Raw genomic sequence first — 11,882 nt, forward strand, 5'->3', positions numbered from 1 at the left:
CCGTGAGCGACGCGACGACGATCAGACTGCTGTTGGTGGACGACCACCCGGTGGTCCGGGACGGGCTGCGCGGGATGTTCACCGCCGCCCCCGGCTTCGAGGTGGTCGGCGAGGCCGGGGACGGCGCCGAGGCACTGGTCCTGGTCGCCGCGCTGCGCCCGGACGTGGTGCTGATGGACCTGCGGATGCCGCGGATGGACGGCGTCACCGCGATCCGCGAGATGGCCGAACGCGGCCTGCCCGGGCGGGTCCTGGTGCTCACCACCTACGACACCGACGCCGACGTGCTGCCCGCCGTCCGGGCCGGCGCCACCGGCTACCTGCTCAAGGACGCGGCCCGGGAGGAACTGTTCCACGCTGTCCGGGAGGCCGCCCGCGGCGCCTCGGTGATCGCGCCGACCGTCGCCGCCAAGCTGCTCGGCCAGGTCCGCGCGCCCGTGCGGGAGCCGCTCAGCCCGCGCGAGCTGGAGGTGCTGGAACTGGTCGCCTCCGGGGCCACCAACCGGGAGGCCGCGGCCCGGCTGTTCATCAGCGAGGCCACCGTGAAGACCCACCTGATCCACGTCTACGCCAAGCTCGACGTCAAGGACCGCGCCTCCGCCGTCGCTGCCGCCTACAACCTGGGGCTGCTCACCCCGACCGGCCGGTCGTAAGCTGGCCGGATGCTCGAACCCGCCCTGCTGCCGACCCCGCTGGTGGACTGCACCGACGAGGTGTTCGCGCGGGCCGGGGTTGAGCTGAGGCTCAAACGGGACGACCTGCTGCACCCGAGCGTCCCGGGCAACAAGTGGCGCAAGCTCGCGCCCAACCTGGCGGCCGCCGTCGCCCAGGGCCACACCCGGCTGCTGACCTTCGGCGGGGCGTACTCCACCCACCTGCGGGCGGTCGCGGCCGCCGCCGGGGCGCTCGGCCTGGAGAGCGTCGGGCTGGTCCGCGGCGAGGAACTGGCCGACCGGCCGCGCAACTGGTCGCTGCGGGCGGCCGAACGGGCCGGGATGCGGCTGGAGTTCCTGACCCGCGCCGAGTACCGGGAGGCCACCGGCCGCGCCGACGCCGGTCCCACGGCCGGTCCGCAGGGGCGCTGGGGCCCCTGCCTGGTGCTCCCGGAGGGCGGTTCCAACGCGCTGGCGGTGACCGGCGCGGCGGCGATCCCGGCCGAACTGCCCGACCTGGGCGGGCACGACGTGGTCTGCTGCCCGGTCGGCACCGGCGGCACCCTGGCGGGCATCGCGGCCGGCCTGCCGCCGGGCGCGCGGGCGCTCGGCGTGGCCGTGCTGCGCGGCGGCGAGGGCTACCTGGAGGGCGAGGTCACCCGGCTCCACCGGGCCGCCCTCGGCCGGGAGTTCGACAACTGGCGGATCGACCACGCGCACCACGGCGGCGGCTACGGCAAGGTCCCGGCCGAACTGGCCGCCTTCGCCGAGCGGTTCGAAACCCGCCACGGCATCCCGCTGGAACGCCGCTACGTGGCCAAACTGCTGGCCGCGCTGACCGGCCTGGCCGCCGCCGGAGCCTTCCCCCGCGGCACCCGGCTCACCGCCGTCGTCACCGGCCTGCCCGACCCGGAGTAGACCCGGCGCCCGAGTGGGCCCGGAGCCGGAGCGGGCAGGCCCCGGACGGGCTCATCCGAAGGTCAGGTCGGCGCACGGGTCGGTGTCGGCGCCGCGGGTGTTCTCCGCTATGCCGGTGGGCACCCCGCTGGGCACGCCGCTCGGGTCGGCGGTGGCGGGGGTGGAGGGCTTCGCGCCGGGGCCGCTGCCGACCGCGTCCAGCTTGGTGGCGGGGCTTGGGCGGTAGTCGCGGCCCAGGGTGACGGTGATGCCCTCGGAGCCCGGCTCCTCGACCGCGCGCGACCCCGGGAAGAGCGCGGACACCTGGTCGGCGGCGGCCTTCAGGGCCGGGTCGTAGCTGATCTCGGTCTGCAGCCGTCCGCCGGCGGGCTTGCCGAGCGTGACGTTCTGGAAGCCCCGGGCCCGCAGCGCCTCCCCGCCGGAGGTGGACAGGCCGGGGGTGCCGACGCCGTTGACCACCAGCACGGGAGCCGCGGCCTGCTCGGGCGTGAGCGGCGCGGACGGGCCGGGGGCGGCTCCCGGGGTCGCGCCGTCGGGGCCGGGGGCGGTGGGGGAGGGCGCCGGGGTGTCGGTGCCGGAGGTGCTCTGGCCGTCCAGGGTGCGGTCCTCGCGCAGCAGCCGCCACAGCGTGTTGGCGTCCGGCTGGACGAGCTGGACGCGCTCGCCGGCGAAGCGCCAGGGCGCGGTCACGAAGGTGATGTCGGACAGCTTGATGTCCTGGAGCGAGCGGGCGAAGTCCACCAGCTTCATCGCGGTGCCCAGCCCCTCGTCCACGGTGAGCGAGCGGGTGGCCGCGTCGGCGAGCGGGAGCAGCGTGGGCAGGGAGAAGCCCTGGCCCTGCACCTTCTTGATCATCGAGGAGACGAAGGCCTGCTGGCGCTTCATCCGCCCGATGTCGGAGTTGTCGCCGAAGCCGTAGCGGGCCCGCAGGTAGTCCACGGCGGGCTGGCCGGAGAGCTTCTGCATGCCCTTCCGGAGGTGTATGCCGTGCGAGTCGACGTTGTTGGGGACGCAGACGTCCACGCCGTTGATGGCGTCGGCCATCGCGGCGGCGCCCTTGAAGTCGACCACGATGGTGTGGTCGATCCGCAGCCCGGTGAGCGTCTCGACGGTGTTCTGCGTGCAGGCGGGGTTGCCCTTGGGGAACTCGCCTATGGTGAAGGCCGAGTTGAACATCTGGTTGTTCCGGGGCGTGGTCCAGGTGCCGCTCGGCAGCTTGCAGGACGGGATGGTGACCAGGGTGTCCCGGGGTATGGAGACGCCGACGGCGTGCTTGTGGTCGGCGTAGACGTGCACCAGCATCGCGGTGTCGGAGTGGCCGACGCCCTCGTCGCCGCCGCCGATCGCGCTGTTGCCGTCGTCGCGGGTGTCCGAGCCGAGCACCAGGATGTTCACCGGCAGTTGGGCGCCGGGGGTGACCGGGGCGGGCGCGGGCGGGCGCTCGGTGGCGATGCCGCCCGGGTCGAAGGTGGTGATGTTGTTGTCCAGCCGGTGGTAGAACCAGGCCCCGGCGCCCACGACGGACAGCACCAGCACGGCGGCCAGGCCGATGGCTGTCCGCAGGTAGCGGCGCCTGCGCGTGCTGCTGCCCATCCTCCGTGTCCCCCCGTCTTTCCGTCTCTCGTGTTCGATGTTCGAACATTAGACGTTTCGACGGGCGGTTCGGTTACCTCCGGCGGTGGCCCGGATTTGGCTCCGGGGCTGTGATGCTGATCACGCCCCGGGGCCGGCGGCGCCGGTGACCATCCGGCGGAGCAGGTCGCGCAGGACGGCCCGCTCGTCCTGGCCGAGGGCGGCCAGCGGCTCGCGGGCGAAGTTCAGCGATTCGCGCAGTTCCTCGGAGGCGGTGGCGCCGGTGCCGGTGGCGGCGACCAGCTTGACCCGGCGGTCCTGCCGGTCGGCCTCCCGGGTGACGAAGCCGCGGGCTTCGAGCCGGTCGACGATGCCGGTGATGTTGGACGGCTCGCAGCTGAGCGTCTGGGCGATCTGGCGCATCGGCATGGGGCCGCGGCGCAGCAGGGCGAGCACCTTGGCCTGGGCGCCGGTGAGCGAGCGGGCGGCGGCCGCCTCCTCGTACTCGCGATGGAACAGCGCGACCAGGTTGGCCATCAGGTCGACGACCTCGCGGGTGATCTCGTCGGACTGCGGCGTGGCGGCCTGGGTCGACTGGGTGTCCATGTCCGAGAGTCTACCTGAAAAGTTGACAACATGAACCTTTCATGCCCATCGTTACTTCAGTAGCTCAACCTTTCATGCATCGGAACCACCTAAGGAGCTCCTCCCATGGCAGAGCAGGCCGCACCCGCGACCGCCCGTGAATGGCACCTCGCCGCCCGCCCCCAGGGCTGGCCGGTGCCGACCGACTTCGCCCTGGTCGAGGCCCCGGTCCGGACCCCGGGCCCGGGCGAGATCCTGGTCCGCAACGCCTTCCTCTCGGTGGACCCGTACATGCGGGGCCGGATGAACGACGTGAAGTCCTACGCCCCGCCGTTCCGGCTCGGCGAGGCCATGGAGGGCGGCGCGGTCGGCCACGTGGTTGCCTCCGGGGCCGAGGGCTTCGCCCCGGGCGACGCCGTCCTGCACGGCCTCGGCTGGCGCGAGTACGCCACCCTGGACGCCCGCCACGCGGTCAAGGTCGACCCGGCCGCCGCCCCGCTCTCCGCCTACCTCGGCGTGCTCGGCATGCCCGGCCTGACCGCCTACGCCGGGCTGCTCGCCGTCGGCGGCCTCAAGAAGGGCGACAAGGTCTTCGTCTCCGGCGCGGCCGGCGCGGTCGGCAGCATGGTCGGCCAGATCGCCAAGCTCAAGGGCGCCTCGCTGGTGATCGGTTCGGCCGGCTCGGCGGAGAAGGTCGCCAAGCTGGTGGACGTCTACGGCTACGACGCCGCCTTCAACTACAAGGACGCCCCGGTCCACGAGCAGCTGGCGCAGGCTGCCCCCGACGGCATCGACCTCTACTTCGACAACGTCGGCGGGGACCACCTGGAGGCCGCGATCGGCGCGCTCACCGTGCACGGCCGCGCCGTGCTCTGTGGCGCGATCGCCCAGTACAACGACACCACCGCCCCCGCCGCCCCGCGCAACCTGGCGCTCGCGATCGGCAAGCGGCTGCGCCTGGAGGGCATGCTGGTCAGCGACCACGCGGCGCTGCAGTCGCAGTTCGTCGCCGACGTGGCCGGCTGGCTGACGTCCGGCGAACTGCGCCACGAGGAGACCGTGGTGGACGGTTTCGAGCGCACCGCGGACGCCTTCCTCGACCTGCTGCGCGGCGTCAACACCGGCAAGATGGTGGTCCGCCTGGACGGCTGACCCTTCGTCAGCTCGCCGACCGCCCCGCCGCCCCCCATCGGGCGTGCGGGGCGGTTTGCGTACGGGCGCGGGGGAATCGGCCGCACTACCGCATTCCGGCCGGATCCGAAAGTGCGTCATCCACGGTGCGGGGCGGCGCGGTACGGTGGGTCCCGCCTGGCGATGGGGCCGTTCGGGGGAGAGATCCGGCCGAGGGGTAGACCTCGTTGAGGATTCGACTAGCATTGAGCGAAAGCCTGTCCGTTTTGCTCAATTTAGTAGCTTAATGTCGGCTAACGTGGGTAACTGTGGATCAACTGCAGGCACGAGGCAGCTGGGGAAGGCGACCCTCGTCCACAGCCTGGAGGTCCCGGTGACGACACGTGGAGTTCTCTACATCCACTCCGCGCCCCGCGCGCTGTGCCCGCACGTCGAGTGGGCCGTCGCGGGGGTGCTGGGTGTGCGGGTGAGCCTGGACTGGATCCGCCAGCCGGCCTCGCCCGGACACTGGCGTGCCGAGCTTTCCTGGCAAGGGGAGCCCGGTACGGCCTCGAAGGTCGCCTCCGCGCTGCGCGGCTGGCAGCTGATGCGGTACGAGGTCACCAGTGAGCCCTGCGCCACGGCGGAGGGGGAGCGGTACAGCAGCACGCCCTCGCTCGGCATCTTCCACGCCGTCACGGGCATCCACGGCGACATCCTGATCCCCGAGGACCGGCTGCGCGCCGTCCTGCTGCGGGCCCGCAGCGAGGGGGCCGACCTGGAGGCCGAGATCTCCCGGCTGCTGGGCAAGCCCTGGGACGACGAGCTGGAGCCGTTCCGCTACGCGGGCGAGGGCGCACCGGTGCGCTGGCTGCACCAGGTGGTCTGAGCCGGCGGGCCCACGACGCGGCGCATGAAGAGGGGCCGGCGAGCGCCGGCCCCTCTCGGTGCGTTTCGGACCCGGTGCGTACCGGGTCGGAGTGCGGACTACCGGGAGCGGAAGGCCAGCACCACGTTGTGGCCGCCGAAGCCGAACGAGTTGTTCAGCGCCGCGATCCGGCCCTCGGGCAGCGGGCGGGCCTCGCCGCGCACGATGTCCGCGTCCACGTCGTCGTCCAGCTCGTCGACGTTGATGGTCGGCGGGGCGATCCGGTGGTACAGGGCCAGCACGGTGGCGACGGTCTCGATGCCGCCGGCGCCGCCCAGCAGGTGGCCGGTCATCGACTTGGTGGCCGAGATGGCGATGTGGTCGAGGTCGTCGCCGAGCTCCTTGCGCAGCGCCTTCAGCTCGGCGGTGTCACCCTGCGGGGTCGAGGTGGCGTGCGCGTTGACGTGCACGATCTCGGCCTTGTCCAGGGTGTTGCGCTCGAACAGGTCGGCCAGTGCGCGGGCCACGCCGGCGCCGGTCGGCTCGGGCTGGGCGATGTGGTGGGCGTCCGAGGACAGGCCCTGGCCCACGGCCTCGCAGTAGATCCGGGCGCCGCGCGCCTCGGCGTGCTCGACCGACTCCAGCACGACCACGCCGGCGCCCTCGCCCAGCACGAAGCCGTCCCGGCCCTTGTCGTACGGGCGGGAGGCGCGCTCGGGGTCGTCGTTGTTCTTGGACATCGCCATCATGTTGGCGAACGCGGCGATCGGCAGCGGGTGGATCGCCGCCTCGGTGCCGCCGGCCACCACGACGTCGGCGCGGCCGGTGCGGATCATCTCGATCGCGTAGCCGATCGCCTCGGCGCCGGAGGCGCAGGCGGAGACGGGGGTGTGCACACCCGCGCGGGCGCCGACCTCCAGGCCGACGTTGGCCGCCGGGGAGTTGGGCATCAGCATCGGGACGGTGTGCGGGGAGACCTTGCGGGCGCCCTTCTCCTTCAGCACGTCGTACTGGTCGAGCAGGGTGGTCACGCCGCCGATGCCGGAGGCGATGACGGTGCCGAGGCGCTCGGGGGCGAGCTTGGAGGAGTCGTCGGTGGCCGGCGTCTCGTAGCCGGCGTCGGCCCAGGCCTCACGGGCGGCGATCAGCGCGAACTGCGCCGAGCGGTCCAGCTTGCGGGCCAGCGGCCGGGGGAGGATCTCGCCCGGCTCGACGGCCGTGCGGGCGGCGATCTTGACGGGCAGCTCGGCGGCCCACTCCTCGGTCAGGGCCGCCACTCCGGAGCGCCCTGCGACCAGGTTCTCCCAGGTGGTGGCGGCGTCGCCGCCCAGCGGCGTGAAGGCGCCGATACCCGTGACGACCACGGTACGGTTTTCAGCGGTCACTGGTTCTTCTTCTCTCACGATCGTGGGGTCGGCGGCGAGCCGAGGAAGGGCCCGGCCGGGCGCCCGGTGGGGCGTCCCGGCCGGCGGGTCGGCCGGGCTCGGGGGAGCCGGGCCGACGAGTCAGCCGTCCGAGGCGTCGAGAACGCCGGACGTGCTGGACGGATCGAACGGGTCGATCGGTCAGGCGGCGGCGTTGGTGAGGATGTAGTTCACCGCGTCGCCGACGGTCTTCAGGTTCTTGACCTCGTCGTCCGGGATCTTGACGTCGAAGCGCTCCTCGGCGGCCACGACGACCTCGACCATGGACAGCGAGTCGACGTCCAGGTCGTCCGTGAAGGACTTGTCCTCCTGGACGTCCTCGGTCGGGATACCGGCGATCTCGTTGACGATCTCGGCGAGACCTTCCAGGACCTCGGCCTTGTCCTTAGCCATACTGGCTGCTCCTCTTCGGTGTTGAACGCGTCCGACCGGCGGCCGGACGCAGGCTTTGCGGAATGAGTGGGGCGAAACGCGCCTAGGGGAGCGTAACGACTGCCGCGGCGTACACGAGACCCGCCCCGAAGCCGATGATGAGCGCGAGGTCGCCGCTGCGGGCCTCGCCGCTCTCCAGCATGCGCTCCATCGCCAGCGGGATGGAGGCCGCGGAGGTGTTGCCGGTCTCGGCGATGTCGCGGGCGACCGGCACCGAGTCGGGCAGCTTGAGCGCCTTGATCATGGCGTCGGTGATGCGCATGTTGGCCTGGTGCGGGATGAACGCGCCGAGCTGGTCGGCGGTGACCCCGGCGGCGTCCAGCGCCTGCTGGGCCACCTTGGCCATCTCCCACACCGCCCAGCGGAAGACCGGCTGGCCGTCCATCCGCAGGGCCGGCCACTTGGCCTCCTCGCCCACGCCGTTGACGGCGTCGGGCTTGGCGAAGGCGGTGTCCCAGGCCTGGGTCTGCGAGATGACGTCGGACTGCGAGCCGTCCGAGCCCCAGATCAGCTTGCCGATACCGGGCGTGTCGGACGGGCCGACGACCGCGGCGCCGGCGCCGTCGCCGAAGATGAACGCGGTCGAGCGGTCCGACTGGTCGGTCAGGTCGCTCAGCCGCTCGACGCCGATCACCAGCACGTACTCGGCGTTGCCGCCGCGGATCATGCCGTCGGCCAGGCCCAGGCCGTAGCCGAAGCCCGCGCAGGCGGCCGAGATGTCGAAGGCCGGGGCGGTGCCGCAGCCGAGCCGCTCGGCGATCTCGGTGGCGATCGCCGGGGTCTGCTTGAGGTGCGAGACGGTCGCGACGATCACGCCGCCGATCTGGTCCGGGGTGATCCCGGCCTGGGCGATGGCCTTGCCGGAGGCCTGCACCGACATCTCGGCGACGCTCTCCTCCGGGCCGGCCCAGCGGCGCTCGGCGATCCCGCTGCGGGTGCGGATCCACTCGTCCGAGGAGTCGATCCACTCCAGCACCTCGGCGTTGGGGATCACCCGGACCGGGCGGTAGCCGCCCACGCCGAGGATGCGCGCGTACTGCGCGCCCTCGGACGGGCGGATCTGCGGCTTCGTCATGCCTGGGTCTCCTGATCCTGACCGCCGTGCTCCGCGACGAGCGCGCGGGCCTTGTCCAGGTCGGCGGGGGTCTTGAGGGCAAGCGTCGCCACACCCTTGAGGTTGCGCTTGACCAGTCCGGTGAGGGTGCCCGCGGGGGACAGCTCGATGACGGCGGTCGCGCCCAGCTGCCCGAGGGTCTCCATGCAGAGGTCCCAGCGGACCGGGTTGGAGACCTGCGACACCAGGCGGGTGAGCACCTCGGCGCCGGAGGCCACGACCTCGCCGTCCTTGTTGGAGACGTAGCGGACCTGAGGGTCGGCCACGGTCAGCGTCGGGGCCAGCGCGGCCAGCCGCTCGACACCCGGGGCCATGTGCTCGGTGTGGAAGGCGCCGGCCACCTTCAGGGCGACCAGCTTGGCACCGGCCGGCGGGTCCGCCTTCAGCGTCTCCAACTGGGCCAGCGTGCCGGCGGCGACGATCTGGCCGCCGCCGTTGTTGTTGGCCGCGGTCAGGCCGTGCTCGGCCAGCTTCGCCGCGACGACCTCCGGGTCGCCGCCGAGCACGGCGATCATGCCGGTCTCGGTGACGGCGGCGGCCGCGGCCATCGCCCGGCCGCGCTCGCGGACGAAGGTCAGCGCGTCGTGCGCGCTCAGCACTCCGGCGCCGGCGGCGGCGGTGATCTCGCCGACGCTGTGGCCGGCCACGGCGCCGACCAGCTTGCGGGCGACGTCCTCGTCCGGGAACAGCTCACGGGCGGTCATCAGGCCGGCCGCGACCAGCAGCGGCTGGGCGACGGCGGTGTCCTTGATCTCCTCTGCGGAGGCCTCGGTCCCGGCGTGCACCAGGTCGAGCCCGGCGACCTCCGACCAGCCGCGGAGGCGGTCGGCGACACCGTCCAGCTCCAGCCAGGGGCTGAGGAAACCGGGGGACTGGGCACCCTGTCCAGGGGCGACGATTACGAGCACGGTTCAACCCTCTCTCGCCAGGCGCCCAGGGGCGGGTAGGCGACGGTAACGAAGAAAACCATCCGGGATTGTAAGGTCCCTACAGGCGGTTCAGCTCGGCTCCCCGGCCGCGGTGAGTCGGCCGAGGGCGAGTGCGATCCGCAGCGTGAACGCCGAACGCACGTCGGACGGGGCGTACCCCGTGACGTCGGTCACACGTCGTAGCCGGTAGCGCACCGTGTTGGGGTGGACGAAGAGCATCCGGGCGGCGCCCTCCAGCGAGGAGGCCTGCTCCAGGTAGACGCTCAGCGTTTCCAGCAGCGCCGAGCCGGCTTCGTCCAGCGGTGTGTAGATCTCCTCCACCAGCTGGCGGCGGGCGGCCTGGTCGCCGGCCAGCGCGCGCTCGGGCAACAGGTCGTCGGCCAGCACCGGGCGGGGCGCGTCCGGCCAGGCGGCGCAGGCACGCAGGCCGGCCGCGGCGGCGTGCGCCGAGCGGGTCGCCGAGAGCAGGTCCGGCACGGTCGGGCCGACCACCACCGGGCCCGGCGCGAACTGGCCGATCAGCGCCCGGGCCGCGTGCACCGGCTCCTTGTCGCCGCCGACCACGACCACCAGGCGCTTGCCCAGCACCCCGGTCAGCACGTGCAGCTTGGCGTACCGGGCGGCCCGGCGGATCGCCTCGACCACCAGCTCGCTGTCGCCGTCCGGCGCGCTGCCCATCACCACCCGGACCTGGCTGGGCTGGCCCCAGCCGAGCGCCGCGGCCCGCGACAGCACGCCCTCGTCCGCGTCGCCGGACAGCAGCGAGTTGACCACCAGCGCCTCCAGCCGGGCGTCCCAGGCGCCGCGCGCCTCGGCCGCCTGGGCGTACACCTGGGCCGTCGCGAAGGCGATCTCCCGGGCGTAGACCAGCACCGACTCGCGCATGTCCGCCTCGTCGCCGGGGGCGGCCACCTCCTCGATGGCCTCCTCCATCACCTCGATCGTGGTGCGGATCAGCTCGACGGTCTGGCGCAGGGTGATCGCCCTGGTCAGCTCGCGCGGGGCGGTGCCGAAGACGTCCGTGGAGATCGCCTGGGCGGCGTCCGGGTGGCGGTACCACTCGGTGAAGGCGGCGATGCCGGCCTGGGCGACCAGGCCGATCCAGGAGCGGTGCTCCGGCGGCATCCGCCGGTACCAGCCGAGCTGGTCGTCCATCCGGGAGATCGCGGCGGTGGCCAGCTTGCCCGAGGACTTCTCCAGCCGCTTGAGCGTCGCGGCCCGGCGCTCGGCCCGCTCGGCGGCGATTCTGCGCTCCTGCGCGGTGAGGCGGGGCGCCGCCCGGCCGGGGCGGTCGCGGCCGGCCCTGGGGGCCGGGCTCTTCCCGGTCGGCTCGGCCGTGGGACTGGGTTCGCTCTTGGAGTTCGCGGAAGCGGCTGGCACAAGGACAAGACTGCCTCACGTGAGTGACTGCTCGTGCACACCCCCCGGTGCAGCGGCACGGTGGTGCCGGTCACACCCACTACCGTGGGGCCCGTGACAGACGACGCCGCCCGCCCCCGCGCCGACCTGCGCCGCACCGCCGAGCGCTACCTCTCCACCCCGGCCGAGGGCGTCGAGACCCGACACGCGTTCTCCTTCTCCGGCCACTACGACCCGAAGAACACGCACTTCGGCGCGCTGCTCGCGTGCAACGAGGAACTCCTCGCCCCCGGCGCCGGGTACGAGGAGCACAAGCACCGGGACACCGAGATCGTCACCTGGGTGCTGGAGGGCGCGCTGGCGCACCGGGACTCCCGGGGGCACGGCGGGGTGGTCCGCCCGGGGATGGTCCAGCACCTCGGCGCGGGCTCCGGCGTCACCCACACCGAGCGCAACGTCGGCGGGGCCGCCGGCCCGGTCCGCTTCGTCCAGATGTGGCTCCAGCCGGACGTGTTCGACGCGCCCCCGGCGTACGGGCTGCGCAAGGTGGAACCGGTCGACGGCGGGTTGACGCTGCTCGCCTCCGGGCTGGAGCGCGACGCCGGGACGGACGCCCTGCGGCTGCGCCGCGGCGACGCCGCGCTCTGGCTGGCGACGGCGGGGCCGTGGCAGCCGCTGCCCGCACTGCCCGAGGCCGCCTGGCGGTACGCGCACCTGACCGCCGGCTCGCTGGGCTACCGGACGATCCCGGGGCCCAAGGGCGGCGGCCGCTCGATGGCCCCGGGCGACAGCGTGCGGATCACCGGCGACGCCTTCGCCGACCCGACGGCCGGCGAGACCGGCGCCGAACTCCTGCTCTGGGAGATGCACTCGCCGGTCTCGTACGGCTAGGGGCTGTCCTTTCAGCCTTCGAGTCGT

At 73.2% G+C, this 11,882-nt stretch carries 12 protein-coding genes; 5 read left to right on the forward strand and 7 right to left on the reverse strand.

Annotated elements, in window-relative coordinates; translation table 11 throughout:
* The first annotated feature begins 2 nt into the window (after nt 1-2).
* Together ACIP37_RS07700 and ACIP37_RS07705 are read left to right on the forward strand one after the other, a co-directional pair.
* The gene (locus tag ACIP37_RS07700; RefSeq protein WP_363586305.1) at nt 3-653 is read left to right on the forward strand and encodes a response regulator transcription factor; all 651 of its coding nucleotides are present in this window, start codon (nt 3-5) and stop codon (nt 651-653) included.
* 9 nt (nt 654-662) lie between these two features.
* The gene (locus tag ACIP37_RS07705) at nt 663-1,571 is read left to right on the forward strand and encodes a 1-aminocyclopropane-1-carboxylate deaminase/D-cysteine desulfhydrase (RefSeq protein ID WP_400843520.1); all 909 of its coding nucleotides are present in this window, start codon (nt 663-665) and stop codon (nt 1,569-1,571) included.
* 51 nt (nt 1,572-1,622) lie between these two features.
* Here the strand turns inward: ACIP37_RS07705 and ACIP37_RS07710 are convergent, their stop codons facing one another.
* Nucleotides 1,623-3,164 (reverse strand): LCP family protein, encoded by a 1,542-nt coding sequence (locus ACIP37_RS07710; protein WP_400805431.1) that lies wholly within the window; start codon nt 3,162-3,164, stop codon nt 1,623-1,625.
* Nucleotides 3,165-3,284: 120 nt separating this feature from the next.
* Nucleotides 3,285-3,749: a MarR family transcriptional regulator gene (locus ACIP37_RS07715; protein ID WP_363586302.1), complete on the reverse strand. Its 465-nt coding sequence runs from the start codon at nt 3,747-3,749 to the stop codon at nt 3,285-3,287.
* A gap of 105 nt (nt 3,750-3,854) precedes the next feature.
* On the opposite strand from ACIP37_RS07715, the gene ACIP37_RS07720 reads away from it, so the two are divergent.
* Nucleotides 3,855-4,880 carry an NADP-dependent oxidoreductase gene (locus ACIP37_RS07720; RefSeq protein WP_400805433.1) on the forward strand — a complete coding sequence of 342 codons (1,026 nt, stop codon included), beginning with the start codon at nt 3,855-3,857 and terminating at the stop codon, nt 4,878-4,880.
* A gap of 352 nt (nt 4,881-5,232) precedes the next feature.
* Nucleotides 5,233-5,727 (forward strand): DUF3145 domain-containing protein, encoded by a 495-nt coding sequence (locus ACIP37_RS07725; RefSeq protein ID WP_063347462.1) that lies wholly within the window; start codon nt 5,233-5,235, stop codon nt 5,725-5,727.
* Nucleotides 5,728-5,825: 98 nt separating this feature from the next.
* On the opposite strand, the gene fabF is transcribed toward ACIP37_RS07725, so the two are convergent.
* The 5 genes from fabF to ACIP37_RS07750 all read right to left on the reverse strand — a co-directional run bounded on the left by fabF (nt 5,826) and on the right by ACIP37_RS07750 (nt 10,850).
* Entirely contained in the window at nt 5,826-7,091 is a 1,266-nt protein-coding gene (gene fabF, locus ACIP37_RS07730) for a beta-ketoacyl-ACP synthase II (protein WP_363586300.1), read from the reverse strand.
* Nucleotides 7,092-7,271: 180 nt separating this feature from the next.
* The gene (locus tag ACIP37_RS07735) at nt 7,272-7,523 is read right to left on the reverse strand and encodes an acyl carrier protein (RefSeq protein WP_363586299.1); all 252 of its coding nucleotides are present in this window, start codon (nt 7,521-7,523) and stop codon (nt 7,272-7,274) included.
* An 82-nt stretch (nt 7,524-7,605) separates the two neighbouring features.
* A complete protein-coding gene (locus tag ACIP37_RS07740) occupies nt 7,606-8,637 on the reverse strand; it encodes a beta-ketoacyl-ACP synthase III (RefSeq protein WP_363629269.1) in 1,032 nt (343 codons plus the stop codon).
* Complete coding sequence (locus tag ACIP37_RS07745; RefSeq protein ID WP_063347458.1) at nt 8,634-9,584, reverse strand: ACP S-malonyltransferase; 951 nt, start codon at nt 9,582-9,584, stop codon at nt 8,634-8,636. Before ACIP37_RS07745 ends, ACIP37_RS07740 begins: the two co-directional genes overlap by 4 nt.
* A gap of 90 nt (nt 9,585-9,674) precedes the next feature.
* Nucleotides 9,675-10,850 (reverse strand): CdaR family transcriptional regulator, encoded by a 1,176-nt coding sequence (locus tag ACIP37_RS07750; RefSeq protein ID WP_063347457.1) that lies wholly within the window; start codon nt 10,848-10,850, stop codon nt 9,675-9,677.
* A 228-nt stretch (nt 10,851-11,078) separates the two neighbouring features.
* Here ACIP37_RS07750 and ACIP37_RS07755 point away from each other — a divergent pair, with 228 nt between their 5' ends.
* On the forward strand, nt 11,079-11,855 hold the full coding sequence (locus ACIP37_RS07755; protein WP_363586297.1) for a pirin family protein: 777 nt from the start codon (nt 11,079-11,081) through the stop codon (nt 11,853-11,855).
* Nucleotides 11,856-11,882 lie beyond the last annotated feature (27 nt).

The sequence above is a fragment of the Kitasatospora sp. NPDC088861 genome (assembly GCF_044750105.1).
Lineage (GTDB): Bacteria > Actinomycetota > Actinomycetes > Streptomycetales > Streptomycetaceae > Kitasatospora.